Genomic DNA, 25,746 nt, shown 5'->3' with positions numbered 1-25,746 from the left:
ATGGGCTGAGGTACGAAGCCCATCGGTCGCGACCGATGCGCCTCCTCACGTCGGCACATCCTACGCCCCGGATCGGGGGATAAGACTATGAATAAAGCCCATGCCAGCCTCGCCAGCCTGTTCGCCCTGGCGTTCGTCCTCTATGCCGCTTACAGCTTGCCCGCCAAGAGCGGCGAGACCGGGAACGCCGCGCCGGCCTCGATCCGGATCGGCTACCAGAAATACGGCACGCTGATCCTGGTGAAGGCCCGTGGCGAACTGGACCGCAAGCTCAAAGCAGCCGGCGTGACGGTCGATTGGGCCGAGTTCGCCTTCGGTCCGCCCATGCTGGAAGCCCTGAATGCCGCCCACCTGGACTTCGCTGCCTCGGGGGAGACGCCGCCGGTGTTCGCCCTGGCCGCCAAAGGCTCTGACCTGGTCTATCTGGGCTACGAATCGGCCTCGCCCGAAGGCGAAGCCATCCTGGTCGCCAAGGATTCCGGCATCGCCGGAGTCGCCAGCCTCAAGGGCCGCAAGGTCGCAGTCGCGCGGGGTTCCAACGCGCACTACTTGCTGATCAGGGCGCTGGCTTCCGCCGGCCTGGGCTGGAAGGACATCCAGCCGGTCTACCTCGCCCCCGCCGACGCCCGCGCCGCCTTCGCCAACGGTGCGGTGGACGCCTGGGCGATCTGGGACTTCCATCTGGCCGTGGCTCAGGAGACGGCCGGCGCGCGGATACTCGCCGACGGGCAAAAGCTGGTGCAGAACCACGAAATCTACACCTCGCGCAAGGATTTCATCCGCCAGCATCCGGAACTGGCGAAAACCGTGCTGGAGGAAATCGCCCGGACCGACGAATGGGCGAGGACCCATACCGCGGAAGCGGCGGAACTGCTGGACCGCCAGCTCGGCATCGGCGTCCCGGTCCTGAAGAAAGCCCTCGAGCGCCGGGCCTACGGCCTGCATCCGGTCGACGCCGAACTCGCAAGCTCGCAACAGAACATCGCCGATACGCTGCACGCGCTGGGACTCCTGCCCAAGCCCGTCCAGGTATCGCTCGCATTATCGGCAACGGAGATTCAGCCATGAACGTTTTCTGGTTCCTACCCACCCACGGCGAAGGCCGCTACCTCGGCACGGCGCAGGGCGCGCGCGAAGTCGACTACCCCTATCTGCGCCAGGTCGCCCAGGCGGCGGACAGCCTGGGCTACGGCGGCGTGCTGATTCCCACCGGCCTCACCTGCGAAGACCCGTGGATCGTGGCCTCCTCCCTGATTCCGGTCACCGAGCGGCTGCGCTTCCTGGTCGCGCTCCGGCCCGGCCTGACCGCGCCCACCGTCGCCGCGCGCATGGCTGCCAGCCTGGACCGGCTGTCGAACGGGCGTTTGCTGGTCAACGTGGTGGCCGGCGGCGATCCGGTGGAGCTGGCCGGCGACGGGCTGTTCCTGTCCCATGACGAGCGCTACGACTTGGCCCGGGAATTCCTGAGCGTGTGGAAGGGCCTCATGGCGGGAGAGACGGTCACCTACACGGGCAAACATATCCGGGTCGAAAACGCGAAGCTCGCCTTCCCGCCCGCCCAGACCCCGCACCCGCCGCTGTATTTCGGCGGCTCGTCCCCGGCCGCGCACGGCCTTGCCGCCGAACACGTCGACCTGTACCTGAGCTGGGGCGAGCCGCCGGCGGATGTCGCCCGCAAGATCGCCGACGTGCGGGAACGCGCCGCCGCGCTGGGGCGCACGGTCCGCTTCGGCCTGCGGGTACACGTCATCGTGCGGGAAACCGAAGCCGAGGCCTGGCAGGCCGCCGATACGCTGATCCGCCATCTCGACGATGCGACTATCGCCGCCGCCCAGCGCGCCTTCGCCCGTTCCGATTCCGAAGGGCAGCGGCGCATGGCTCAGCTGCACGGCGGCTCGCGCCAGCATCTGGAAGTCAGCCCCAATCTCTGGGCCGGGGTGGGCCTGGTGCGCGGCGGAGCCGGCACCGCCCTGGTCGGCGATCCCGCCACGGTCGCCGAGCGCTTGCAGGAATATGCCGAGCTAGGTGTCGAGACCTTCGTGCTGTCCGGCTACCCGCATCTGGAGGAAGCCTACCGGGTCGCGGAACTGCTGTTCCCCCTGCTGCCGGTGGAAAAGGTGGAGACGAGAGTCCAGGCCCGCCCGGTTTTCCACCTGAGTCCGGTCGGCGACACGGGCACGCTGGCGGTGGAGGCGCATTGACCGTAGCCGGCCTGCGCCGGATCGCCGCAAACCTCGAGCCCTGGCTGTTGCCCCTGGCGCTGCTGGCCGCTTGGGAGATCGCCTCGCGTTCGGGGCGGCTGGACGGCAAGCTTTTCCCCTCGCCGGAGGAAGTGGTGCTGGCGGCGGTTTCCCTCGTCCGCTCCGGCGAGCTGTTCCAGCACGTCGCCGCCAGTTCGGCCCGCGCCTTCACCGGCTTCGCCATCGGCGGCAGCCTCGGCTTCCTGCTGGGACTCGCCACCGGCTGGAGCCGCCGGGCCGAGCGGCTGCTGGACACTTCGGTGCAGATGCTGCGCAACATCCCTCATCTGGCCCTGGTGCCGCTCTTGATTCTGTGGTTCGGCATCGGCGAGGAAACCAAGGTCCTGCTGGTGGTGCTGGGGGTGTTCTTTCCGGTCTACGTCAACACCCTGCTGGGCCTGCGTAGCGTCGATCCCCGGCTGCTCGAGATCGGACGGGTCTACGGCTTAGGGGGGTTCGACACGTTCCGCCGTATCCTGTTCCCGAGCGCCCTGCCGGCCATTCTGGTCGGCCTACGCTATGCGCTGGGCATCATGTGGATGACCTTGATCGTGGCGGAGACCATCGCGGCCAACGCCGGCATCGGCTATCTGGCGATGAACGCCCGCGAGTTCATGCAGACCGACGTGGTGATCCTGTCGATCCTGCTCTACGCGCTGCTCGGTAAGGCCGCGGACTGGGCTGCTCGCGTCCTGGAACGGCGGCTGCTCGGCTGGCACCCGGGCTATCGGGAGGGGTCTGCATAAATGGAAATATAAAAATAAGTTTTTAATATTTGAAGGCATTAGTCGGCTTGCTTTATGGTGCCCTGTAACCTTGGAGCAAGCCCCGATCATGCCCTTACTTTCCCATCCCAATCCCAACGAACTGGCGCTCTCCATCCGGGCCTCGGCGCTGGTGTTCGAAGACCCGCAATCCCGCGAACTGCTGGCCCGGATCGACTTGGTCGCGCCGACCGACATGACCGTGCTGGTCATCGGCGAAACCGGCACCGGCAAGGAACTGGTCGCCCGCCACATCCACGAGCTGAGTGTCAGGAAGCACCGGCCTTTTTTCGCGGTCAACTGCGGCGCCCTGTCGGAAAACCTGATCGAAAGCGAGCTGTTCGGCCACGAGAAAGGCGCGTTCACCGGCGCCTCCTCCACCAAGCAGGGCTGGTTCGAAGCCGCGAGCGGCGGCACCCTGTTCCTCGACGAGATCGGCGATTTGTCCATGCCGATGCAGGTCAAGCTGCTGCGGGTATTGCAGCAAAAGGAGGTGGTCCGGGTGGGGTCGCACCGGCCCATCCCGATCGACGTCCGTCTGATCGCGGCGACCAACGTCAAGCTGGAAGAAGCCATCCTGGCCGGGCGTTTCCGCGAGGACCTCTACTACCGTCTGAACGTCGCGCCGCTGCGGCTGCTGCCCCTGCGCCAGCGCCCCGGCGACATCCTGCCGCTGGCCGAGCATTTCCTGGCGTTCTACAGCAAGCGGCTGGGCAATCCCGAGACCCGCATTTCGCCGGCGGCGGCGGAAGCGCTGCTCCGCCATTCCTGGCCGGGCAACATACGCGAGTTGGAAAACGTCATCCACCACGCCCTGTTGGTGGCGCGCAACCAGACGATAGCCCCATCGGACCTCAACCTCTCGCCCCTGCCGACGCCGGGCGCGGCTTCCAGGGGCGACGATTTCGAGGCGCTGACCGAGATATTGGAGCGGCTTCTGGAAAGCAACCTGCCCGATATCCATGCCCGGATCGAGGCCGCCGTCGTGAAAGCCGCGCACCGCCTTGCCGGTGGCAACCAGTTGCAGACGGCGCGCCTGCTCGGTCTGAGCCGCCACGTGATCCGCGCCAAGCTGATTCGGTACGGCGTTCTGAAGTCGGCCGCCAAGACGCCGGAAAATTGGACGGATGCTTCCGGAGTCCGCGCCTTCGAAGGCATCCCCCTGCCCGGCTTCCCGCACGGTATGCCGGCCCGGCCGGACGCCCGGCAGTGCGGCTTGGGCGATGCGTCCGAGGAGTGGTGGGGGTATTAGCGGCTTCATCCGAGCGCTGCTCAAGGCGTATCATCCGGGCAGCGCCGTGTCTTGAGGTGAAGGCGGCGATTTTGGATTGAGACCATGAGGCCGCCATGTCCGTACCGAAACTCGCGTTCGTAACCCTGCCGTCGGTGGCCGCCTATCTCGGCCTCGCGGTCCTGGGCCGGGGCGGACCGGCCGCCTTCTTCTCCCATCCGCCCCTGATTGCCGTGGCCATCGTGCTCGTCGCACTGTCCGCCGCCGCGGTCTTCAGCGGCGGAAACCTGAGCCCCGGCGCGCGGGAGGACCGCGCCAACCGCTGGGTGATCGCGGTCCTGATTCCGATCGGCTTCCTGTCCGCCTATCTGCCGGCATACACGGACCGGATCGGGTTCTGGACGTTCGACGGCGATGCCGTCCGCTGGCTGGGCGTAGCGCTCTTCACCGGCGGCGGTTGCTTGAGGCTCTGGCCGGTCTTCGTGCTCGGCCGGCGCTTCAGCGGGCTGGTCGCCATCCAGCCGGGGCATGCCTTGGTCACGACGGGCGTGTATGGCGTCATCCGCCACCCCAGCTATTTGGGCCTGCTCGTAAGTTCGCTGGGATGGGCGCTGGCCTTTCGCGCGGGCGTCGGCCTGCTGCTCGCGGTGCTTATGATTCCGCCGCTGCTCGCGCGCATCCGTGCCGAAGAGAGGCTGCTACGCGAGCATTTCGGCGCCGAATACGAGGCGTATTGCGCCAGAACTTCGCGGCTGATCCCAGACCTTTACTGAGACCAGCCGGCGACGGTGCGGCGGTTCACCGCCCGCGCACCGGCGAATCCGCCTCTTCCAGCGCCGCCAGTTCGGCGTCGGAAAACGCCCGCGACCGCGTCAGGAAACGAAGGCCTTCCGGCCCTTCCAGCGAAAACATGCCGCCCCGGCCCGGCACGACGTCGATCAGCAGCTGCGTGTGCTTCCAGTAGTCGAACTGGGCCGCGGACATGTAGAACGGACATCCTCCGATATCTCCCAGCCGCACGTCCGAGTCGCCCACCAGGAGTTCCCCGAGCGGATAGCACATGGGGGCGCTGCCGTCGCAGCAGCCGCCGGATTGGTGGAACATCAGCGGGCCGTGCCTTGCGGCCAGCCGTTCGATCAAGGCCAGGGCGGCGGGGCTTGCCACTACCCGCGCCGGTGCGTTGGGAGCTTTCAGAACAGGCCCACCGCCTTCGGACTGTAGCTGACCAGCAGGTTCTTCGTCTGCTGGTAATGGGCGAGCATCATCTTGTGGTTCTCGCGGCCGATGCCGGACTGCTTGTAGCCGCCGAACGCGGCGTGCGCCGGATAGAGGTGGTAGCAGTTAACCCAGACGCGCCCCGCATGAATGCCCCGTCCCATCCGGTAGGCCCGGTTGAGGTCGCGGGTCCAGATGCCGGCGCCGAGTCCGTACAGCGTGTCGTTGGCGATCGCCAGCGCCTCTTCGTCATCCTTGAAGGTCGTCACCGACAGCACCGGGCCGAAGATTTCTTCCTGAAACACGCGCATCCGGTTGTGGCCCCGGAATACCGTGGGTTTCACGTAGTAGCCGCCGCGGAGGTCGCCGTCCAACAGGTTGCGTTCGCCGCCGATCAGGCATTCGGCGCCTTCCTGCTTTCCGATCTCGAAGTAGGAGAGGATCTTCTCGACCTGCTCTTCGGACGCCTGGGCGCCGACCATCGTCTCCGCGTCGAGCGGGTTGCCCTGTTTCATGGCCGCGATCCGTTTCAAGGCGTGTTCCATGAAGCGGTCGTAGATGGATTCGTGGATCAGGGCGCGGGAAGGGCAGGTGCAGACTTCACCCTGATTGAGCGCGAACATCGCGAGCCCTTCCACCGCCTTGTCGAAAAAGTCGTCCTCCTCCGCGCAGACGTCGGCAAAGAAGATGTTCGGCGACTTGCCGCCGAGTTCGAGCGTCACCGGGATGATGTTCTGGGAGGCGTATTGCATGATCAGCCGGCCGGTCGTCGTCTCCCCGGTGAAGGCGATCTTGGCGATGCGCCGCGAGGAAGCCAGCGGCTTCCCCGCCTCCAGGCCGAAACCGTTGACGACGTTCAGCACGCCGGGCGGCAACAGGTCGCCGATCAGTTCCAGCAGCACCATGATTCCCAGCGGAGTCTGTTCGGCCGGCTTCAGTACCACGCAGTTGCCGGCGGCCAGGGCGGGGGCGAGCTTCCAGGCCGCCATCAGGATCGGGAAGTTCCAGGGAATGATCTGTCCCACCACTCCGAGCGGCTCGTGGAAGTGGTAGGCGACGGTGTCGGCGTCGAGTTCGCCGATGGAGCCCTCCTGCGCGCGGATGCAGCCGGCGAAGTAGCGGAAATGATCGATCGCCAGCGGGATGTCCGCCGCCCGGGTCTCGCGGATCGGCTTTCCGTTGTCCCAGGTTTCCGCCAGCGCCAGGGTTTCCAGGTGGGCTTCCATGCGGTCGGCGATGCGGTTCAGGAGGTTGGCCCGGACGGTCGCGGAGGTTCGGCCCCAGGCGGTGGCAGCGGCATGGGCGGCATCCAGGGCCAGCTCGACGTCCTCCGCGGTGGAACGGGCGACCTTGCCGAGCGGCCTGCCGGTGACCGGCGTCAGGTTCTCGAAGTATTCCCCCTGGACCGGCGGGACCCAGCGGCCGCCGATGAAATTGTCGTAACAGGGCTTGAACGGCGATTCGGTGTTCATGGCGTGGGTGGATTCCCTCCGGCCTGCGTTTATCTGCCGGCGCGATTCGGACTTGGCGTTGCACATCGGATTGGGCCGGGCGCCGCTCAAACCGGGAAAGAATCGAGCGCCTTGCGCGCTGGGGCCGCGGGCAGGATGCGCGTCGGCCTATTCATTGTCAACAAGGGATTTACAGCCTCTTGCATCGGACGAAATCACGGCGGGTTCGTCGCAGGCCCGTCAGCGGAGCCGGTCCGTCAGCAGGCCGATGATCGTTTCCATGTCCAGCTCGGCTTCGACGGCGTCGGCAACGCGGTCGATGCCGCGTTCGCGTTCCGAACCGACGTCGAACACCCGTGGCTGCGGCATGCCGGCCCAGCGGAGGAGGGCGGTCTGGGCTTCGGGTTCGTCGAACAAGCCATGCACGTAGCTGCCGAGGATCCGCCCGTCATCCGACAGAGCCCCGTCGGGTCCTTGTTCCAGCCAACAGACGGGCCGCTCCAGGGCCGGGCCCAGGCTGACGCCGGCATGGATTTCATAGCCCCTGACCTTCGCGCTTTCCAGAACCAGGGTCCCGGAGACGTTCCTCAACTGCTTGTCCGCTTCGAGCGTCGTTTCGAAATCCAGGAGTCCCAAGCCGGGGCTGGAGCCTGGCGGGCCTTCGAGACCCGACGGATCGTGGATCGCCCGACCGAGCATCTGGAAACCTCCGCAAAGGCCGAGCAGTTTCCCGCCATAGCGCAGATGCCGCAGGATGGCCCCTTCCCACCCCGTCCCGCGCAGCCAGGCGAGATCCGCACGGACGTTCTTGCTTCCGGGGAGGATTACCAAATCGGCGGGCGGAGGAGGCTCCCCCGTACCGGCGAAGCGGAAATCGACCTGCGGATGCATGCGCAAGGCGTCGAAATCGGTGTGGTTGCTGACGCGGGGCAGCCGTGGGGCGATCACCCGCAGCCGAGCGTGGCCGCCGTCCGTGGCGGGCCTTGGCTTCGCCACGGCATCTTCCGCATCCAGGTAGAGGCCGTCCAGGTAGGGCAGCACCCCCAGCACCGGCTTGCCGGTGCGGCGCTCCAGCCACTCGAGGCCCGGCCGCAGCAGGGCGATATCTCCGCGGAACCGGTTGATGACGAAGCCCCGGATGCGCTCGCGTTCGCTGGCCGAAAGCAGTTCGAGCGTGCCGACGAGGTGGGCGAACACACCTCCGCGATCGATGTCGGCGACGAGAAGTACTGGGCAGTCCACGGCCTCGGCGAATCCCATGTTGGCGATGTCTCCCGTCCTCAGGTTGATTTCCGCCGGACTGCCCGCGCCCTCGACGATGACCGCCTGATATTGCCGGGCGAGCCGGGTGTGGGAGGCCAGCACCGCGGCCAGGGCCCTGGGCTTGAACTCATGGTAGCGGCGGGCGTCCATGTTGCCCGCGGCACGGCCATGGACGATGACCTGCGAACCGAGATCGGCATAGGGTTTGAGCAGGACCGGATTCATGTCGGTATGCGGCGGGAGACCGCAGGCCTGCGCCTGGACCGCCTGGGCTCGGCCGATCTCGCCCCCCTCCGGCGTGACGGCGCTGTTGAGGGCCATGTTCTGCGGCTTGAAAGGCGCGACGCGGAAACCCCGGCGATGCAGGGCACGGCACAAGCCGGTCACCAGCGTGCTCTTGCCGGCATCGGACGTCGTGCCCTGAACCATCAGCGTTGCGCCAAGGGGGAGGGAGGGGCGGCGGGACATGTCAGTGGCTGGCGGTTGTGGCGATGCCCTCGGCATCCGGGGCGAAAGCGCGCGCGGAGGCCGGCGAATGGGGGGGCATCGACGTCCCATCCCCGCCTCGCCAACTGCCTTCTCGCCGCACGGATCGCTTCCCGATTTCCCTGCCGGAACAACAGGCCCATGACCGTGCCGCTGTGGGCCACCTGAATGCCGAGTGCGCCATGATGTCTGCCCAGTGCTTCGAGCTCGTCGAGGCGCGGTTTTCGGACGAACCGCTGGTTGAGACGCGCGCTGGCCGTCGCGACGGAACCGATCACGCCGGCATCTCCCTGCGCAACGCCATCCCGCAACTCCCCGAGCAGGGCTTCGCATAGGCTCATTTCCCCGCGGTCGTAACGGCGCGGCGTGCCGCTCAGCGTATCGATTCCGCTGCCGTTGGCCGGGTCCCGGACGCTCAGCAGTTCCATGGGAGGCAGCGGCTTGTCGAATCGTTCCACGACGATCCCTTCGCGCTGCGCGAAAACCAGGGCGGCGCCGTCGAACATCAGCGGATCCGACGCGGCCTCGGCCTGGACGGCCAGGCGTGCGATCCGCTCCGGCGCCAAAGTCCGGCCGCAGGCATGGGCGACAGCCCGAATCGCAGCCGTGACATCGGCGGTGGAGGAACCGAGTCCCTGGCCGCGCGGGATGTTGCCGTTCAGGAACAGCAGGCCGCCGATGCCGGAAAACCCAAGACAGGACAGCGTCAGCAATGCCGCCCGCGCCGCTTTGGGGCGGGGGCCGGGAAGCGTCTGCAAGCGGTTTCCGGCCGCGGGGAAAAAGTGGGCGACGACCCGGTAGCGAAGGCAGGGCAGCGTGACCAGGATGGGTCTCGGAATTCCGCGCGCCGAGGGCACCGCGCCTTGCAGGATTTCTCCGTGGTGCCCGTAGGATTCTCCCCGGCCCATGGGAAGCATGTGAGTCATTTGTCGAATTCGTCCGCCGTTGCGAGGTGAAGCGGAAGGCCGCTCCAAACCGGAACGCAAGATTCTCGCCGTTCGCTCGGGTCTTGCATAGCGGTGGCAGCACCCCGTACGGCCGTGGTCCGGTCAGCACGAATTTTGACGCGATGGGCCAAATCTCTTAGAGTGCGCCCTATCTGCTTTCGGGTGCTCGGCCGGCATTCTGTCCGCGTCCGGGTTAAACGGGAAGCCGGTGCGTTCCCCTCCCTCCCCCGGAAACAGGGGGAGGGGAACAAGGCCGGCACTGCCCCCGCAACGGTAAGCGAGTCAAATCCCATCACGGCGCCACTGCAAGGGCTTGCTCTTGCGGGAAGGCGATGGGTCGATGCCTCCGGTGTCGCTCGCAAGTCCGGAGACCGGCCCGTGGCAGTGGTGCTGACCCGCGGCGGGCGGGCGTGGCCCACTGGCATCGCACTTTTCGGCGACGCCAACGGCGCGTTCACGTCCAGCGGTTTTTTATCCGGATCGCCTTTTGACGGAAAGTTCCCCATGAACGCACGAACGCTGTCCCATTCTTCGCTGATCCATGTCGGTGCCAGAACCGCCGCAATCGCCGCGATGGCGCTCGGTGGTTTTCTGGTGCTCATGGTCGGCTTTTCGCCGACGCCGGCCGTGCACAACGCGGCTCACGACACCCGGCATTCCGCTGCTTTCCCTTGTCACTGACCAATGTTCCGGGCTTTGGGCTTTTCCGCCTTTCTGGCGGGGCTGTCGGCTGCATCCCTGCTGACTCTGACGCAAGCCTTGTGGGTGACTCCGCTGATTCTCCAGGCGGAGGTTTACGAGGAGGTGGCCGCCTCCGGTGCGCCGGAGCCGACGGAAAACCGTGATGGGGGGACGGATGCCTGGCGGCCGGAAACCGGCTGGCCGCGTCTGCTCGCCACGGCGGTCGGGAACGGCATCCTGGGTATAGGCTACGGACTGATGTTGACCGGTTTGTACGCGTGGCGCCGGCCTAAGGGCATGGCGCAAGGCTTGGCATGGGGGCTCGCGGGCTTTGCGGTATTCTTCGCCGCGCCCGGGCTGGGGCTGCCGCCGGAGTTGCCGGGCGATTTTGCCGCCGAGCTCGGCGCTCGGCAGGCCTGGTGGCTGGCTACCGCCCTTTGTACAGCAGGGGGGCTGGGGTTGGTTTGTCTCCAGGAGCATCGCCCGCTGCGGATACTGGGCGGCATGCTGCTGGCCTTGCCGCATCTGATCGGCGCTCCCCACCCCCCTCTGAGCGGCGGGCTGGCGCCGGAAACTCTCCGCGTCCAGTTCAGGCTGGCGACGCTGTTGAGCAATGCCCTGTTCTGGGGGGTGCTGGGGGGAGTCTCCGCCGCGGCTTTCCGGCGCTTCTGTCCCGCAGAATGATGCTCGGCTTTCCATGAGCACGGAAACCTTTGCAGGCGGCAAGGTCTGGTTCGTCGGCGCCGGCCCCGGCGATCCGGAGCTGATCACGGTCAAGGGAAGGAGGCTCGTCGAATCCGCCGACGCCATTCTCTACGCCGGCTCCCTGGTTTCGGAAGCCGCCCTGCGCTGGGCCAAAGCCGGTTGCACGATCGCGGACTCCAAGGACATGACTCTGGAACAGATCGGCGAGTGGCTGATCCGGGAGGCGCGCCGCAACCCTATCGTCGTGCGCCTGCAAACCGGCGATCCTTCCCTGTACGGCGCACTGATCGAGATGGTGCGGCCGCTGGACGAAGCCGGCATCGAGGTGGGCGTGGTGCCCGGCGTCTCCTCGGCCATGGCCTCGGCCGCGGCGGCGGTGGAAAGCCTGACGCTGCCGGAGGTCACCCAGACGGTGATCCTGACCCGCGTCGAGGGACGTACCCCCATGCCCGAGGGCGAATCCCTGCGGGAGCTGGCCCGCCATCGCTGCACTCTGTGCCTGTTCCTCTCGATCACCCTGCTGCGCGAGGTGCGGCAGACCCTGCTCGACGCCGGCTGGTCCGACGAGGCGCCGGTGCTGGTGGTGCACAAGGCGAGCTGGCCGGGCGAGGAAAAAATCGTGCGCGGCACGCTGGCGGACATCCGCGAGCGCTGCAAGGCCGAGCGCATCACCAGCCAGGCCATGATCATCGTGAGTCCGGCCCTGGGCGCGCGCCAGTGGCCGGCCATCCGGCGCTCCAAGCTCTACGACGCCGGTTTTTCCCATCGTTTCCGCCACGCGGACAAGACTGCATGAATCCACAGGACACCGTTTTATTGGTCGGCCACGGTTCCCGGGAAAGCGCCGGCAACCGGGAAATCGAGCAATTCGCCGCAAACTGGCGGGAGCGCCGCCCCGAGTGGCGCATCGAGGTCTGCTTCATCGAATTCGCCGACGTGCTGCTGGACGAGGGGCTGGACCGTGCCGCGCGCCAGGGCGGACGGGTGCTCGTGGCCCCGCTGATCCTCAACGCCGCGGGCCATGTGAAAATGGAGATTCCCGAGGCCATCGAGCACGCCCGCCTGCGCCACCCCCAGGTCGAGTTCGTCTATGCCCGCCATCTCGGTGCCTGCGAGGGAATCCTCGCCATACTCGAGCGCAATCTGCGCAAGGCGATGGGCCGCCTGGACATGCCGGACCCGCGCAACACCGGCATCGTGCTCCTGGGCCGCGGTTCATCCGACCGGGTGGCGAACGGCGACGTGGCGCGCATGGCGCGCTGGCTGTTCGAAGCGGGGGAACACCCGCTGGTGGACATCGCCTTCACCGGCATCACCCATCCCCGGCTGGAATCGGTCGTGCAGCGGCAGGTCCGGCTGGACATGGGGCAGATCGTGATTCTGCCCTATTATCTGTTCACCGGTACCCTCATCGAGCGCATCAAGCGCCAGGTGGCGCGGTTGCAGCAGCAGTATCCGCGCGTCCATTTCGCACTGGGCGATTATTTCGGTTTCGAGGCGGAAATCTACGCCCTTCTGGAGCAGCGCCTCGCCGAAGCCGCCGGCCCGGGCCAGGCCATGATGGAGTGCGACGGCTGCAAGTACCGCGAATTCGCCGCCGAGCATGGCGCCGGCCATCATCATCACGATCATCGCGCAGCATGAGCAACAACATCGTCACCGAACAGCTCACCGAGGCGGGCCGCCGCATCGAGCACGATTCCTTCGCCATCGTCGACGCCGAGGCCGGCGTCCACGCCTACAGCCCCGAGCAATGGCAGGTGGTGCGGCGTATGATCCACGCCACCGCCGATTTCGAATTCAACGGCCTGACCCGCTTCCATCCGGAAGCCATCGCGGCGGGTATCCGGGCGATCCGCGCCGGCGCCCCCCTCGTCGCCGACGTCGAAATGATTTGCGTGGGGCTGTCAAAACCGCGCCTGGACCATTTCGGCATGGCCGCCCACCAGTTCATCGCCGATCCGGACGTGATCGCCGACGCCAAGGCGGAGAACACCACGCGGGCCGTGCAGGCCATGCGCAAGGCCCGGTCGGCGGGGCTGCTGGACAACGGCGTCGTCGCCGTGGGCAACGCGCCCACCGCCCTGCTGGAAGTGGTGCGCATGATCCGCGAGGACGGACTGAAGCCGGCGCTGATCGTCGGCATGCCGGTGGGCTTCGTGGCGGCGGCGGAATCCAAGGCCGAAACGGCCGCGCTGGAAACCGTTCCCTGGATCGTCACCATGGGCCGCAAGGGCGGTTCCACCCTGGTGGTCGCGGCATTGCATGCCTTGCTGGCCCTGGCCGAAGGAGGCCAGTAGCCGGGCGGATGGAAAAGAAACCCAAGGGCACCCGCACCGGCTTTACCACCGGCGCCTGCTCCGCCGCCGCGGCGCGGGCGGCAACCCTGGGGCTGGTGCGGGGCACGGTGCCGGAACGGGTGGACTGCGAACTGCCCAACGGCCAGCGCGTCGTGTTCGCCGTCACCGACGGCCGCTGCGACGGCAAAACGGCCCACGCCGTGGTGATCAAGGACGCCGGGGACGATCCGGACGTGACGGACAAGGCGCGCCTCACCGCCGACGTGACCCTGCTTCCGGAGATGCCCGGCGTCGTGAGCCTGAAGGGCGGCGCCGGCGTGGGCACCGTCACCATGCAGGGCCTGGGGCTCGAGGTCGGCGGACCCGCCATCAATCCGGTGCCGCGCCGCAACATCGAAGCCAACGTGCGCGAGGCGGCGGGGGGCTTGCTGGAGCGGGCCGGGCTGGAAGTCGTCATCTCCGTGCCCGGCGGCGAGGAGATCGCGAAGCGCACGCTGAACTACCGCCTCGGCATCATCGGCGGCCTTTCCATCCTCGGCACCACCGGCATCGTCCACCCTTATTCGACCGCCGCCTTCCGCGCCAGCGTCGTCCAGGCCATCGAGGTCGCCGCCCGCCAGGGTCAGGACACCGTGGTGCTCACCACGGGCGGCCGCACCGAGCGCTTCGTGATGAACGAACTGCCGCGGTTGCCGCCGGCCTGCTTCGTGCAGATGGGCGATTTCCTCAAGTATGCCCTGGACACCGTCGTGCGATACGGTATCCGCCATGTGGTGATCGGCGGCATGGTTGGCAAGCTGACCAAGATCGCCCAAGGCGAAACCATCACCCACGCCAATCGCAACGCGGTGGATACCGACCTCCTGGCGGACATCGCCGCCGACGTGGGCGCGCCCGCCGAAGTCTGCGCGGACATCCGGAGCTCCGCCATGGCCCGCTACGCCAGCGAGCGCATGGAAGAACTGGGCCTGATCACGGCCTTTTACGAAGCACTGGGGCGGCGGGCGATCCGGACCCTGCGCGGGCGCTATCCCGATCAATTTACTTTGCGGATCTTGATGTGCGATTTCGAAGCCAACAAGCTGGCGGAGGTCTCGGAGGAATGGCGGCATGACTGAGCCCTGCCGCATCGTCGGCGTACTGGACAACGGCGCCGAGGGTCTGACGCCAGATGCGCTGGCGAGCCTTCGCGCCGCCGATCTGGTGATCGGCGCCGGGCGCACCCTGTCTTTGTTTGCAGGGCATTTGGCCGAAGGCGCCGAACGGCGCGATCTGGGCGGACGTCTTCCGCAAGTGCCGGACTGGATCGCCGAGGCGCGCCGGAACGGAAAGCGGGTCGCTGTGCTGGCCACCGGCGATCCGCTGTGCCACGGCATCGCCGCCTATCTGGGCGGCAAGCTCGGCCGGGAGGCCTTGGAGATCCTCCCCAACGTCTCCACGATCCAGCTCGCCTGCGCCCGGCTGGGACTGCCCTGGCAGGACATGGCCATCGGCTCGGTGCATAGCCGCGATGCCGGCGAGTGGACGCCGGGCGCCGGGCCCGAACACGGTTTGTACGGGCTGCTGCAAAAGCTGCGGCAGGCCGATCTCATGGGCGTGTTCACCAGCCCGGAAAACGGCCCGGACCGCATCGCCCGGATGTTGCAGGCCGAAGGGCTGGGCGAGGAATTCGAGATGGCCGTCGCTGAGAAGCTTTTGCAGACGGACGAGCGGATCACCGGCTGGCAGGGCATCGCCGAGGCCGCCGGACGGCGCTACGCCGATCCCAACGTGGTGCTGCTGCGCCGCCGGCCATGCGAGCGGGAAGCGCTGTTCGGGCTCCCCGACACCCGTTTCCGGCGGCGCGCCCCGGACAAGGGCCTCATCACCAAGCGCGAGGTGCGCGCCGTGTCCCTGGCCCGGCTGGCGCTGCGCCCGGACAGCCTCGTCTGGGACATCGGCGCGGGTTCCGGCGCGGTCGGCCTGGAAGCGGCGCGCCTGTGCCCCCAGGGCCACGTCTACGCCATCGAGAAGAACGCGGAGGACTTCGCCATCGCCCTGAGCAACCGCGAGAGCCTCCGCGTCACCAACTACACGCTGGTCCAGGCCAAGGCTCCGCAGGAACTGGACGGCTGGCCCGACCCCCACGGCATCTTCATCGGCGGCTCCGGCGGCGAACTGCGCGAGCTGATCCGGCTCTGCCTGCAACGTCTGCGGACGGGGGGCTGGCTGGTGATGAACTTCGCCACCCTGGAAAACCTGGCGGCGGCGGTGGATGCTCTGAAGGCGTCCGGGGCAAGCTGGGATGTCACCCAGCTCCAGGCGGCGCGCAGCCGTCCCATCCTGGACATGCACCGCCTGCAGGCGGAAAACCCGATCTGGATCGTTTGCGCCCAGCGAGGAACCGATGAGTGAAATCAACAAGGGGCGCCTTTACGGCGTGTCGCTCGGCCCCGGCGATCCCGGACTGATCACCCGCCGCGCCTTCGAACTGCTGCAACGGACCGACGCCCATTGGAGCTACCCGGTCCGGAAAAAGGGCGCCGACGGCTTCGCACTGCAAATCGCCCTGGACGCGGGGCTGGCGTTGCCGGCGGAACACACGCCGCTGGTCTTTCCCATGACCCACGACGCGGAAATCCTGGCGGGCTATTGGCTGCGTGCGGCCGAATCCGTGCTGACGCGATTGCGGGAAGACAAGGACGTGCTGTTCCTGGCCGAAGGGGACGTTTCCACTTATTCCACCTTCATCCATCTGGCCCGGACGGTCAGGGCACTCGAGCCCGGCATCGTCGTCGAGGCCGTCGCCGGGGTGCCGTCCTTCAACGCCGCCGCCGCCCGGCTGGAAATGCCGCTGGCCGACACGGACGAGACCGTGGCGATCATTCCCGCCGGCTACGGCATCGGGCTGATCGAGCGGCTGCTGGACGACTTCGACACCCTGGTGCTGCTGAAGGTGAAGCCGCTGCTCGACGACGTCCTGGACCTGCTGGAACGGCGCGGCCTGCTGCCGTACGCCGCTTTCGTCGAGAAGGCCGGCACGCCCGCCGAACGGGCCGAGCACGACGTAGCCCGCCTGCGCGGCGAGAAGGTGAATTACCTGTCGCTGCTGCTGGTGAAAAATCCGGAGCGGCTACGCGGCGAGATGCGGCGCGGCTGCCGCAAAATGAAGTGGTGAGTGGCGAGTGATGAATGGTAAGAAAAAAACCTCGATGCCGAAGAACGCGGGCACACGCTTTCACTCACCACTCACCACTGAAATGACGACACCCCGAATCGCCCTGGTAGGCATCACCAAGCACGGCGTCCAAAAGCTTCTGCAACTGGCCGATAAACTGCCGGAAGCCGAGGTGGTGGTCACGGAGAAATTCGCCGATCTGCCGCCCCTGGCCAACCCCGTCCGGGTTCTGGCCGGCGCCCTGAGCGCCCACATCGGCGAACTGTTCGCCGGCTACGACCAACTGGTGTTCTTCGTGTCCCTGGGTGCGGTGGTGCGCCTGATCGCGCCGCACCTCGTGTCCAAGGACGAAGACCCCGGCGTGCTGGTGGTGGACGACAGCGCCCGGTTCGTGATCCCGGTGCTGTCCGGCCATGTGGGCGGCGCCAACGCCTATGCCGAGCACCTGGCCGCGCTGCTCGGCGCCACGGCCGTGCTGACCACGGCCTCCGATGTCGGCAAGACCATCCCGGTGGACATTCTGGGGCGGGAGCTGGGCTGGCGGGTGGAAGCGCCGAAGCTCAACATCACGAGGGTATCCGCCCATGTGGTGAACGAGGAGCCCATCGCCTTCGTGCAGGAGGCGGGATCGCGGAGCTGGTGGACAAGGTCTACGCCGCTGCCCGCCAACATCCACTGCTTCGAGCGCTTCGAGGACGTCGACCTGGACCGCTATCGCGCCGTGCTCTGGGTGACGCACCGCGAGATCGCGCCCGAACTGTGGGCGAAGCTGGAAGAGCGGCTGGTGGTCTACCGCCCGCCGGAAGAAGCATCATGACGTGGATCATCTTCAATGCTGTTGAAATATGGAACCCTCTCCCTCTGGGAGAGGGCGGGGTGAGGGCAACAGCGCTGAATGTTTCAACTACTTCGTCGCAAGCATTGGGCGCCGAGGCCCTCACCCCAACCGGCTCCGCCCCCCTCGCTGCGCTCTCCCCACAGGGAGAGGGGCTAAATTCAACAACATTGCGGGTCATTCTGGGCCTGGGCTGCGACCGCGGCACGGCGCCGGAGACCCTGCAAACCGCAGTGGAAGAGGCCTTGGCGCTGGCCGGGCTGAGCAGTGGCGCAGTCGTGGGGCTGGCCACCATCGACAAGAAGAACGACGAGGACGCGATCCTGCGACTGGCGGCCCGTCACGGCTGGCCCCTGCGCTTTTACACGGCGGAGGAACTGGCGCGCGTGCCGGTGCCCAACCCCTCGGAAACGGTGCGCCGCTACATGGGCACGCCGGCGGTGGCCGAAGCCGCGGCCCTGCTCGCCGCCCGGGGCGGGATCGACGACTTGCTGCTGGAAAAATACAAATACCGGGGCGCGGATGGCAAGAACGCCACGGTTTCAATCGCAAGGCTGAATGATGAATAAAGGCAAAATCCTGCTGGTGGGCTTCGGCCCCGGCGCCCCCGAGCACATGACCTACCGGGCGCGGGAGGCCATCGCCGAGGCAGACGTGGTGATCGGCTATGCCACCTACATCAAGCTGGTGCAGGAACTCCTGGACGGCAAGGAGGTGGTCCGCAAGGGCATGACCGAGGAAATCGACCGCTGCGTGGAAGCCTACGAGCAGGCGCTCCAGGGCAAGACCGTGGCCCTGATCTCGTCGGGCGACATCGGCATCTACGGCATGGCCGGCCCCACCTTCGAGGTGCTGCTGCAGGCCGGCTGGACTCCCGCGAGCGGCATCGCGGTGGAAGTGATTCCCGGCGCCACGGCGCTGAACGCCTGCGCGGCGCTGGTCGGCGCGCCGCTCACCCACGACTTCTGCTCCATCTCGCTGTCCGATCTGCTCACGCCCTGGCCCGTGATCGCGCGGCGGCTGGAGGCGGCGGCGCGGGGCGATTTCGTGGTGGCCTTGTACAACCCGAAGAGCGGCCGCCGTACCCGCCAGATCGTCGAGGCGCAGCGCATCCTGCTGCGCCACCGCCGGCCGGATACGCCGGTGGCCATCGTCAAGTCCGCCTACCGCCGCCGGCAGAACATCCAGACGACCACGCTGGACACCATGGCCGACTGCGACATCGGCATGCTGTGCACGGTACTGATCGGCAACGGCGGCACAGTCATGCGCGAAGGACTGATGATCACGCCGCGGGGCTATGCCAACAAATACGACGGGCTCACCGGCGCCGCCAAGGACGGCGAGCGGGCCGGACATTCCCTCGGCATGGGCCTGGCCGGCTGGCACGGCTGCGCGCGCCGCTGGCTGCGTGAAGATCCGGACCGCTCCTTTCGCGAGGCGGCCTGCCATTTCGACGCGCCCCTGGGCGAAATCCTCGCCGCCGTGGCGGCGGCCCGGCCGGACGAAGAGGCCGGAACCCATACGGCGACGGCCGTGGCGCGCCGGGACCTCGACGCCCTGCTGGACAGCGCGCGCCAGTGGGGCCGGCTGCGCGCCGTGATACGCAACGAAGGCGGCGCGGTGACCGAACTGCTGTGCGAGGCCCAGGATTTCAGCCGCCGCGGCGATTGGCTCAACCTGGTCAACCCGCACTTCCATCTGCACGCGGACCTGTCCCGGGTCAGGGGCCTCTGGTTCTACAGCCGGGAACACCGCCAGCATGGGGTCTATTTCCTGGACGAAGCCGGGGACGCGGTCTTCTCCTTGCTGCTGATCCAAGCGGACGGGAACTTCGACGCCGCCGCCCTGAGCCGTTTCCACCAGTCCCGTGAACGCTACGGGCAGCCTTTCGTCCCAGCGGACGAAGCACCCGAGCCGGAGACCGAAACCGATGAGTGATATTCAAGACCCGAACAAGCCCAAAATGGGCGCCTACAGGCGCCACCTCCTGGTCTGCACCGGCCCGCGCTGCACCACGAACGGCGAGTCGCAGGCCCTGTTCGACGCCCTGGGCGAGAAGTTCGAGGCCGCCGGCATCGATCGGGGCGAGCTGCGCGTGAAGCGCACCCGCGTCTCCTGTTTCGCCACCTGCAAATCCGGCCCCCTCGTCTGCGTCCAGCCGGACGGCGTCTGGTACTACAACGTCACCGAGGCCAATCTGGACCGCATCATCCGCGAGCATCTGGTCGGCGGCGAACCGGTGGCGGAGCTGATTTACCACCAAGGACCGGGCTGTGGCGCCCTCTGAGGAACGCCACCGCGCCCGCATGGCGCGCAAGCGGGAGGTCGTCGGAGCGAAGGTCGCCCGCGCCACCCGGGACAAGGGTCTCTTGCTGGTGCTCACCGGCATCGGCAAGGGCAAGAGCAGCTCGGCTTTCGGCATGATCGCGCGGGCCTTGGGCCACGGCATGAAAGTGGGAGTCGTGCAGTTCATCAAGGGCGCGTCTTCCACCGGCGAGGAGGCGTTCTTCCGCCGCTTCCCCGCGGAGGTCGATTACCGGGTCATGGGCGAAGGCTTCACCTGGGTCACCCAGGACCGGCAGCGGGACATGCAGGCCGCCGAAGCCGCCTGGGAAACCGCCCGCGCCATGCTGCAGAACCCGGAACTGGCACTGGTCGTGCTGGATGAGCTGAATATCGTGCTCAAGCACGGCTATCTGCCGCTGGAGCGGGTATTGGCCGATCTGAGCCGGCGCGTCGCGGGTCAGCACGTGGTCGTCACCGGTCGGGGCGCCAGGCCCGAGTTGATCGAGGTGGCCGATACCGTCAGCGAAGTCACCAACGTCAAGCATGCCTTCGCCCAGGGCATCCGGGCGCAGAAGGGGATCGAATTTTGAGCGCCGCCTGTCCCGCCCTCCTGATCGCCGGACCCGCATCGGGCCAGGGCAAGACCACGCTGACCGCGGCGCTGGCGCGTTACCACGTCCGCCAGGGGCGGCGGGTGCGGGTGTTCAAGGTCGGCCCCGATTTTCTGGACCCGATGTTGCTGCGGGCGGCCAGCGGCCAGCCGGTCTATCAGCTCGACCTCTGGCTGGTCGGGGAAGCCCAATGCCGAAGCCTTTTGTTCGAGGCCGCCCGATCCGCCGACCTGATCCTCATCGAAGGCGTCATGGGCCTGTTCGACGGCGCGCCGTCCGCCGCCGATCTTGCGCAGACCTTCGGAGTGCCGGTGCTGGCGGTGATCGACGCCTCGGGCATGGCGGAAACCTTCGGCGCGGTCGCGCACGGGCTGGCGACATACCGGCCGGACCTTTCCTTCGCCGGCGTCGTTGCCAACCGGGTCGCTTCGTCCGGCCACGCCGACATGCTGCGCGCCAGCGTGCCCGAGGCCATCCCGTTCCGGGGCGCGTTCTTCCGCCAGCCCGACGCCGGCTTTCCCGACCGGCATCTGGGGCTGGTCCAGGCCCTCGAAGTCGGCGATCTGGACCGGCGGCTGGACACGCTGGCCGATGCCATCGCCGGGACCGGCCTCGCGAATCTGCCGGACAGCGTCCCGTTCGCACCCGAGCCCGCCGCGATCCCGCCGCGCCTGCTGGAAGGCGTCCGCATCGGCATCGCAAGGGACGAAGCCTTTTCCTTCCTCTATCCGGCCAACCTCGACCTGCTCCGGGCCATGGGGGCGAATCTGGTTTTCTTCTCGCCGCTCTGGGATCGAAGCCTGCCGCAGGTGGACAGCGTCTATCTGCCCGGCGGCTATCCCGAACTGCACCTGGATACCCTGTCCGGAAACACCGGGATGAAGGCGTCGCTACGGGAGCATGCCGCCGCCGGCAAGCCGATGCTCGCCGAATGCGGCGGCCTGCTGTACCTCTTGAAGGAACTGGCGGACCACGACGGACAGGCCGGCGCGATGTGCGGCATCCTGCCCGGCCGGGCGCAGATGCAGACGCGGCTGGCGGGGCTGGGCTTGCAGTCGGCCGCCTTCCGGTCCGGAGAATTGCGCGCCCACACCTTCCACTATTCGCGCCTGGAAACGCCGCTGCCGCCGCTGCTCGTGGCGGAGCGGCGCAGGAGCGGCGCCGGCGAAGCGGTCTACCGGCAAGGCCGGCTGACCGCCTCCTATCTGCACTGGTATCTACCGTCCTGTCCGGCAGTCGCGGCGGAGCTGCTGCGGCCATGACGGATCAGGCTTTTTCGCCGGAGGAGACCGCCGCGGTCTACCGCGCCATCTACGAGCGGCGCGACATGCGCCATTTCAGGCCCGATCCGGTCGACCCCACGATGCTGCGGCGCCTGCTGACGGCCGCCCATCAGGCGCCCAGCGTGGGCTTCATGCAGCCCTGGCGCTTCATCCGCATCACCGACCGGAGCTTGCGCGAACGCATCCACGCGCTGGTGGAGACCGAACGCCGGCGCACCGCCGAAGCCTTGGGCGACAGGGTGGACGAGTTCTGGAAGCTCAAAATCGAGGGTATTCTCGAATGCGGCGAGCTCCTGGTGGCGGTGCTGGTCGACGGCCGCGACCGGCACGTCTTCGGGCGCCGTACCCTCCCCGAGATGGACTTGGCCTCGCTCGCCTGCGCCATCCAGAACCTCTGGCTGGCGGCCCGCGCGGAGGGCTTGGGGATGGGCTGGGTGTCGTTCTTCGATCCGGTGGAATTGGCCGGGATGCTGGAGATTCCGCCGGGCGGCAAACCGGTGGCGCTGCTTTGCCTGGGGCATGTCGAGTCCTTCTACCCCCGCCCCATGCTGGAATCGGCGGGCTGGGAACAGCGCCATGACCTCGAGGATATGGTCTTCGAAAACCGCTGGAACCGGCGGGCGTTCGGGACCGGGGAATAGCGCCTGCCGCTAGGCGCCGGGCCATGCCGACAGCGCACGGTCAAGCCGTTCCCAGCCGCTTTCCGTCGCCGGCAGGCCGAAGCGCAGGCTGGGAGGATGCTCGAACCGGCGCGGCAGAATGAGGTGGTGCCTGAGGTGCTCGTCGAGCCGCCCGGCGTCATCGGTCCGCAGCCATTGGAACAGCGGAGTGCCCCCGTCCGGCGTCAGGCCGTGCCGGGTCAGGAGCGCCGCCAGCCTCTGGCCGTCCCGGAGGAGCTTGCGGCGGGCCTCGGCCCGCCAGGCGGAATCGGCCAAGGCCCGTTGCCCGAGCCAGCGCGCCGGTCCCGATACGGCCCACGGGCCGGCGATGTCACGCAAAGCTTCGAGCAATGCGGGCCGGGCGGCGACGAAGCCGAGCCGGGCGCCGGGACAGCCGAAAAACTTGCCGAAGGAACGCAGCACGATCAGCCCCGCCTCCTTCGTCTCGGCGGCCATGCTTCCGTCCGGTGTCGGGTCCATGAAGGCTTCATCCACCACCAGCCAGCCGCTTCGCTCCTGCAGGGCGGCATGCCATCCTTTCAGACGCTCGATGGCGCGGTACTCCCCGGTCGGGTTGTTGGGGTTGACCACCACTACCACGTCGAACCGCTCGATCTGCGCTTCCACGGTGCCGAGCCCCACTTCGTGGACCTCGTGTCCGTACTGCCGCCAGCCATGCGCGTGCTCGGCATAGGCCGGACTCAGCACGGCCACGCGGCCCGGCGGCCGAAGGCGGGGCAGGAGCTGGATGGCGGCTTGCGTGCCGGCCACCGGCAGCAGGTCCGGGGCGCCATAACAGGCCGCAGCCGTTTCAGCCAGGCCATCCTCGTCTTCCGGCAGCCGGGTCCAGCAGTCCGGCGGGATTTCGAGAAGCGGCCAGGGATGGGGGCTGATGCCGGTGGACAAGTCCAGCCAGTCTTCCGGGCGGGTGCCCGTGGCGCGGGCCGCTTTCCGCAAACGTCCGCCGTGCTCAAGCAAGGGCGATTCCTCCGATGACGGCGACCACGAGCCAAAGCGCCAAGGAGCGCCGGACGAGGGAGATGGCGCGCCCGATGTCGCACGTTTCGGCGGGCCGCCCGTAACCCAGCGCGGGCCGGTGTGTCAGGCTGCCGTGGTAGCTGGCCGGGCCTCCGAGCGCGATGCCCAGCGCCCCGCCCCCGGCCGCCATGACCGGGCCGGCGTTGGGGCTTTTCCAGTACCGGCCCTGATGCCGCCAGGCTCGCAAGGCCGTGGGCAGGTGGCCGCACAGCGCATAGCTCACGGCCGTGAGCCGGGCCGGAAAGTAGTTGAGTACGTCATCCAGCCTGGCCGCTGCCCAGCCGAAATCCCGATAGCGTTCGTTGCGGTATCCCCACATGGCGTCCAGGGTGTTGGCCAGGCGGTAGACGACCACCCCCGGCAGCCCGCCGGCCGCATACCAGAACAGTGCACCGAACACCGCATCGCAACCGTTCTCGAGCACCGATTCGACGGTGGCGGCGGCTACCCGTCTTTCGTCCATGGCCAGGACGTCGCGGCTGACGATACGGCCAACCGCCCGCCGCGCGCTTCCCAGATCGTTGCTCAGCAGAGCGTCCCGGACGGCCTCGGCATGCTCGAAAAGGCTCCGGGCGCCCAACGCCAGGTAAAGGCCGGCGACGGCGACGGTGGCTCCGATTGCGCCATCGCCCGCCATCGGGAGGGACACCAGCCAGGCCGGTAACAGCAGACCGGCCACGGCTGCGATTCCCCGCATCCGCCGCGCGTTGGCCGAACAGCGGGGCGGGCCATAGGTGATCGTTTCCATCCGGTTGGCCAGGCGGCCAAATCCCACGAGGGGATGACAATTGCGCGGCTCGCCCAGGAAGTGGTCGATGACGATGGCCACGGGTATGAGGAACAACTCAGCAGCTTTTTCCGGGCTGGATTCCATGGTTCATCGTTCAGGTGGAGCGGTCGGGTTGGAATTCTGAAGAGAAGGTGTTTCCCTATCCGTCCTCCCTCGGGAAGAGGACTGGGGCCAGGGAAATGCCGGGCAGTTTGATTTACCGGCGTCTTCCACGCCTTCCGGGCCGCCAGGATATGCCTTCCCTTACCGGCATCCCGCTGTGTCAGCCGGTCGAAGGCCCGATTTTTTCATTAGCGAGAGCTTTTTCCGTAATTTCCTTGTACAGATGTAGAGCGCTGGCATAGATATCCTGGTACTCCGGGTGCCGGTCGACCATCGGCTTGATTTGTTCCGCGGTTTCGAACACTTCGTGGAGGAACGCCAAATCGCCTTCATCCAGCCGTTCACCCCGGTCGACCTTTTCCTTCAGCGCGAAAGCCCTCGGAAGCCTCTGCGTCCTCAGCCGCTCCAACAGCACCATCGCGATGCCGGTGTCTTTGGATACTTCGGTCATGTCCTCCCTCCTGAATTAGAGAATGGATGCCTGGATCGCCGCGGGCCCATCGGGCGGCAGGCTTCAGGCGCTTCGGTGCGCTCGGATTTTCCGGCGGGCGCGCGCCCGAGGCAAGGCGAATCTCCGACCCGCCGAATCCTGTTTCACGGAGAACGTGGAAACCGGCTTCATCCCAGGTAGCGCGAGAGTTCTTTCACCACGTCGGGGCGGTCGGGGATTTCCCCTTTGGGGATGCGTCCGGGCAGGATGATTCTCCGCGCGCCGGTCGCGGAGAACAGCTCCGTGAGTTGGAGTTCGCCGGCCGCCGGTGGACCCGAATCCGCGAGCTTGATCCCGCGGTAATCCAACCGCAGGGCGACCGGCCGGGTATCGAGCCATTCCTTCGGTCGGCCCAGAACGCCGGCGATGCAGTCGAGGCTTTGGTCGAGGCCGAGGGAGTTCGTCCCGAATTGCCCCAGTTCGGCGTCGATCGACTCGATCTCGGCTTCCAGCACGTCGACGTCCGCTCCGTTGTGTCCGTTGTCGGCCAGGGCGGACCCGAGGCCCCAGTTGCCCGCCCGCAGAGCATCGAGCTTTCGCCGGAGCAGGCAGCGCTGGTGTTCCAATTCCACTCTTTTCCGGGTTTCCTGGGCAAGCCGTTCCAGGGCCCGTTCGATCAGGAAGTCGAAGGCGCGCTTTTTCAGTTCCCACCGGGTCCCCTTTTCGGAGGAGGTCGGGGCGATGTAGCGGTGATGGGAGAAGCTGACCGCCACCTGGACCACGTCCTTGCGGACGGCGTCTCCCTCCAGTTCCATGCCCAGCACCGTGCGCTCCTCCTTCTGCATCACCAGCAGTCCGAAGATTTCGTCGGCCGGTATTTCCGCGCAATGCCGTCGGTACTCCCGGACGTCCTTGAGCTTGCCGAGCACGCCGTGGAGGTGGTCGACCGAGCTGAAGAACGCCCGGATGCGTGGATCGGCGCCGAAGCTCTGCGCGCTGATCTCCGCCGGCGCCGGCATGGCGTCGACCAGGGCGATGACATGATCGACCGCGCGCTCGACGGGCTCGCGCAGCCGCCGCCGGTAGTCGCCCAGGGCACGCAGGCGGCGGTCGGTGCCGTCGACCGCCCGTTCGATGGCAGCATCGATCAAGTCCCGGTCGGGGCTTTCGTCTTCCGCAGCCGTTGGGGTGAACAGGGAACTCAGGAATCGCAGCACGAAAACAGCCTCCTGTAGAATCGGCGATGGCGGTCCGGGTTTTACGCCTGTG

General features: G+C 67.4%; 28 protein-coding genes and 1 riboswitch. Of the genes, 20 read left to right on the top strand and 8 right to left on the bottom strand.

The genetic code is table 11. The annotated features are described in order from the left end of the window. Window positions 1-87: 87 nt before the first annotated feature. The 5 genes from ABZN20_RS08270 to ABZN20_RS08250 all read left to right on the top strand — a co-directional run bounded on the left by ABZN20_RS08270 (window position 88) and on the right by ABZN20_RS08250 (window position 5,008). Window positions 88-1,068, top strand: coding sequence for an aliphatic sulfonate ABC transporter substrate-binding protein (locus tag ABZN20_RS08270; protein ID WP_282213233.1), 981 nt, complete (start codon window positions 88-90; stop codon window positions 1,066-1,068). After that, on the top strand, window positions 1,065-2,201 hold the full coding sequence (gene ssuD / locus ABZN20_RS08265) for an FMNH2-dependent alkanesulfonate monooxygenase (RefSeq protein ID WP_282213234.1): 1,137 nt from the start codon (window positions 1,065-1,067) through the stop codon (window positions 2,199-2,201). The genes ABZN20_RS08270 and ssuD overlap by 4 nt, the downstream gene beginning before the upstream one ends. Beyond that, window positions 2,198-2,986 carry an ABC transporter permease subunit gene (locus ABZN20_RS08260; RefSeq protein ID WP_282213235.1) on the top strand — a complete coding sequence of 263 codons (789 nt, stop codon included), beginning with the start codon at window positions 2,198-2,200 and terminating at the stop codon, window positions 2,984-2,986. The genes ssuD and ABZN20_RS08260 overlap by 4 nt, the downstream gene beginning before the upstream one ends. Window positions 2,987-3,074: 88 nt before the next feature. Then, entirely contained in the window at window positions 3,075-4,256 is a 1,182-nt protein-coding gene (locus ABZN20_RS08255; protein ID WP_282213236.1) for a sigma-54 interaction domain-containing protein, read from the top strand. Between the two features lie 95 nt (window positions 4,257-4,351). After that, the gene (locus ABZN20_RS08250) at window positions 4,352-5,008 is read left to right on the top strand and encodes a methyltransferase family protein (protein WP_218807446.1); all 657 of its coding nucleotides are present in this window, start codon (window positions 4,352-4,354) and stop codon (window positions 5,006-5,008) included. 25 nt (window positions 5,009-5,033) lie between these two features. Here ABZN20_RS08250 and ABZN20_RS08245 read toward each other — a convergent pair whose 3' ends face one another. The 4 genes from ABZN20_RS08245 to ABZN20_RS08230 form a co-directional block, all read right to left on the bottom strand. Beyond that, window positions 5,034-5,399, bottom strand: coding sequence for a DUF779 domain-containing protein (locus ABZN20_RS08245; protein WP_218807445.1), 366 nt, complete (start codon window positions 5,397-5,399; stop codon window positions 5,034-5,036). Between the two features lie 26 nt (window positions 5,400-5,425). Then, complete coding sequence (gene adh / locus ABZN20_RS08240) at window positions 5,426-6,922, bottom strand: aldehyde dehydrogenase (protein WP_345774369.1); 1,497 nt, start codon at window positions 6,920-6,922, stop codon at window positions 5,426-5,428. Window positions 6,923-7,141: 219 nt separating this feature from the next. Then, window positions 7,142-8,593, bottom strand: coding sequence for a cobyric acid synthase (locus ABZN20_RS08235; RefSeq protein WP_282213237.1), 1,452 nt, complete (start codon window positions 8,591-8,593; stop codon window positions 7,142-7,144). Then, window positions 8,593-9,576 carry a hypothetical protein gene (locus ABZN20_RS08230; RefSeq protein ID WP_282213238.1) on the bottom strand — a complete coding sequence of 328 codons (984 nt, stop codon included), beginning with the start codon at window positions 9,574-9,576 and terminating at the stop codon, window positions 8,593-8,595. Before ABZN20_RS08230 ends, ABZN20_RS08235 begins: the two co-directional genes overlap by 1 nt. A gap of 164 nt (window positions 9,577-9,740) precedes the next feature. After that, a riboswitch (cobalamin riboswitch) is annotated at window positions 9,741-9,991 on the top strand. On the opposite strand from ABZN20_RS08230, the gene ABZN20_RS08225 reads away from it, so the two are divergent. The 15 genes from ABZN20_RS08225 to bluB all read left to right on the top strand — a co-directional run bounded on the left by ABZN20_RS08225 (window position 9,976) and on the right by bluB (window position 22,099). Beyond that, window positions 9,976-10,278, top strand: a complete 303-nt coding sequence (locus ABZN20_RS08225; protein ID WP_282213239.1) for a CbtB domain-containing protein — start codon at window positions 9,976-9,978, stop codon at window positions 10,276-10,278. (Overlaps the previous riboswitch by 16 nt.) A 3-nt stretch (window positions 10,279-10,281) precedes the next feature. After that, on the top strand, window positions 10,282-10,962 hold the full coding sequence (locus ABZN20_RS08220; protein ID WP_282213240.1) for a CbtA family protein: 681 nt from the start codon (window positions 10,282-10,284) through the stop codon (window positions 10,960-10,962). A 13-nt stretch (window positions 10,963-10,975) separates the two neighbouring features. After that, window positions 10,976-11,779: a precorrin-4 C(11)-methyltransferase gene (cobM, locus tag ABZN20_RS08215; protein WP_282213241.1), complete on the top strand. Its 804-nt coding sequence runs from the start codon at window positions 10,976-10,978 to the stop codon at window positions 11,777-11,779. Continuing rightward, entirely contained in the window at window positions 11,776-12,627 is an 852-nt protein-coding gene (locus ABZN20_RS08210; protein WP_367027343.1) for a sirohydrochlorin chelatase, read from the top strand. Before cobM ends, ABZN20_RS08210 begins: the two co-directional genes overlap by 4 nt. Continuing rightward, window positions 12,624-13,283 carry a precorrin-8X methylmutase gene (locus tag ABZN20_RS08205; protein ID WP_367027342.1) on the top strand — a complete coding sequence of 220 codons (660 nt, stop codon included), beginning with the start codon at window positions 12,624-12,626 and terminating at the stop codon, window positions 13,281-13,283. The genes ABZN20_RS08210 and ABZN20_RS08205 overlap by 4 nt, the downstream gene beginning before the upstream one ends. Window positions 13,284-13,291: 8 nt before the next feature. Beyond that, a complete protein-coding gene (locus ABZN20_RS08200) occupies window positions 13,292-14,401 on the top strand; it encodes a cobalt-precorrin-5B (C(1))-methyltransferase (RefSeq protein ID WP_367027341.1) in 1,110 nt (369 codons plus the stop codon). Beyond that, window positions 14,394-15,677, top strand: coding sequence for a precorrin-6y C5,15-methyltransferase (decarboxylating) subunit CbiE (gene cbiE / locus ABZN20_RS08195; protein ID WP_367027340.1), 1,284 nt, complete (start codon window positions 14,394-14,396; stop codon window positions 15,675-15,677). Before ABZN20_RS08200 ends, cbiE begins: the two co-directional genes overlap by 8 nt. Beyond that, window positions 15,670-16,440, top strand: a complete 771-nt coding sequence (cobI, locus tag ABZN20_RS08190) for a precorrin-2 C(20)-methyltransferase (protein WP_367027339.1) — start codon at window positions 15,670-15,672, stop codon at window positions 16,438-16,440. The genes cbiE and cobI overlap by 8 nt, the downstream gene beginning before the upstream one ends. Window positions 16,441-16,522: 82 nt before the next feature. Further along, complete coding sequence (locus ABZN20_RS08185) at window positions 16,523-17,257, top strand: cobalamin biosynthesis central domain-containing protein (protein ID WP_367027338.1); 735 nt, start codon at window positions 16,523-16,525, stop codon at window positions 17,255-17,257. 188 nt (window positions 17,258-17,445) lie between these two features. After that, on the top strand, window positions 17,446-17,844 hold the full coding sequence (locus tag ABZN20_RS08180) for a cobalamin biosynthesis protein (RefSeq protein WP_367027337.1): 399 nt from the start codon (window positions 17,446-17,448) through the stop codon (window positions 17,842-17,844). Further along, window positions 17,834-19,216 carry a precorrin-3B C(17)-methyltransferase gene (gene cobJ, locus ABZN20_RS08175; RefSeq protein ID WP_367027336.1) on the top strand — a complete coding sequence of 461 codons (1,383 nt, stop codon included), beginning with the start codon at window positions 17,834-17,836 and terminating at the stop codon, window positions 19,214-19,216. Before ABZN20_RS08180 ends, cobJ begins: the two co-directional genes overlap by 11 nt. Next, on the top strand, window positions 19,209-19,565 hold the full coding sequence (locus tag ABZN20_RS08170; protein WP_367027335.1) for a (2Fe-2S) ferredoxin domain-containing protein: 357 nt from the start codon (window positions 19,209-19,211) through the stop codon (window positions 19,563-19,565). The genes cobJ and ABZN20_RS08170 overlap by 8 nt, the downstream gene beginning before the upstream one ends. Beyond that, on the top strand, window positions 19,552-20,154 hold the full coding sequence (gene cobO, locus ABZN20_RS08165) for a cob(I)yrinic acid a,c-diamide adenosyltransferase (protein ID WP_367027334.1): 603 nt from the start codon (window positions 19,552-19,554) through the stop codon (window positions 20,152-20,154). Before ABZN20_RS08170 ends, cobO begins: the two co-directional genes overlap by 14 nt. Continuing rightward, on the top strand, window positions 20,151-21,437 hold the full coding sequence (locus ABZN20_RS08160) for a cobyrinate a,c-diamide synthase (RefSeq protein WP_367027333.1): 1,287 nt from the start codon (window positions 20,151-20,153) through the stop codon (window positions 21,435-21,437). The genes cobO and ABZN20_RS08160 overlap by 4 nt, the downstream gene beginning before the upstream one ends. Beyond that, window positions 21,434-22,099, top strand: a complete 666-nt coding sequence (gene bluB, locus ABZN20_RS08155) for a 5,6-dimethylbenzimidazole synthase (protein WP_367027332.1) — start codon at window positions 21,434-21,436, stop codon at window positions 22,097-22,099. Before ABZN20_RS08160 ends, bluB begins: the two co-directional genes overlap by 4 nt. Window positions 22,100-22,108: 9 nt before the next feature. Here bluB and cobD read toward each other — a convergent pair whose 3' ends face one another. The 4 genes from cobD to ABZN20_RS08135 all read right to left on the bottom strand — a co-directional run bounded on the left by cobD (window position 22,109) and on the right by ABZN20_RS08135 (window position 25,694). After that, window positions 22,109-23,095, bottom strand: coding sequence for a threonine-phosphate decarboxylase CobD (gene cobD / locus ABZN20_RS08150; protein ID WP_218807427.1), 987 nt, complete (start codon window positions 23,093-23,095; stop codon window positions 22,109-22,111). Then, a complete protein-coding gene (gene cbiB / locus ABZN20_RS08145) occupies window positions 23,088-24,029 on the bottom strand; it encodes an adenosylcobinamide-phosphate synthase CbiB (protein WP_367027331.1) in 942 nt (313 codons plus the stop codon). Before cbiB ends, cobD begins: the two co-directional genes overlap by 8 nt. A gap of 178 nt (window positions 24,030-24,207) precedes the next feature. Next, a complete protein-coding gene (locus ABZN20_RS08140) occupies window positions 24,208-24,498 on the bottom strand; it encodes a hypothetical protein (protein ID WP_367027330.1) in 291 nt (96 codons plus the stop codon). A 167-nt stretch (window positions 24,499-24,665) separates the two neighbouring features. Beyond that, entirely contained in the window at window positions 24,666-25,694 is a 1,029-nt protein-coding gene (locus ABZN20_RS08135; protein ID WP_367027329.1) for a hypothetical protein, read from the bottom strand. Window positions 25,695-25,746: the final 52 nt, after the last annotated feature.

Source organism: Methylococcus sp. ANG (assembly GCF_040730495.1).
Taxonomy (GTDB): domain Bacteria; phylum Pseudomonadota; class Gammaproteobacteria; order Methylococcales; family Methylococcaceae; genus Methylococcus.
This window is presented reverse-complemented; position numbering and strand designations above follow the sequence as displayed.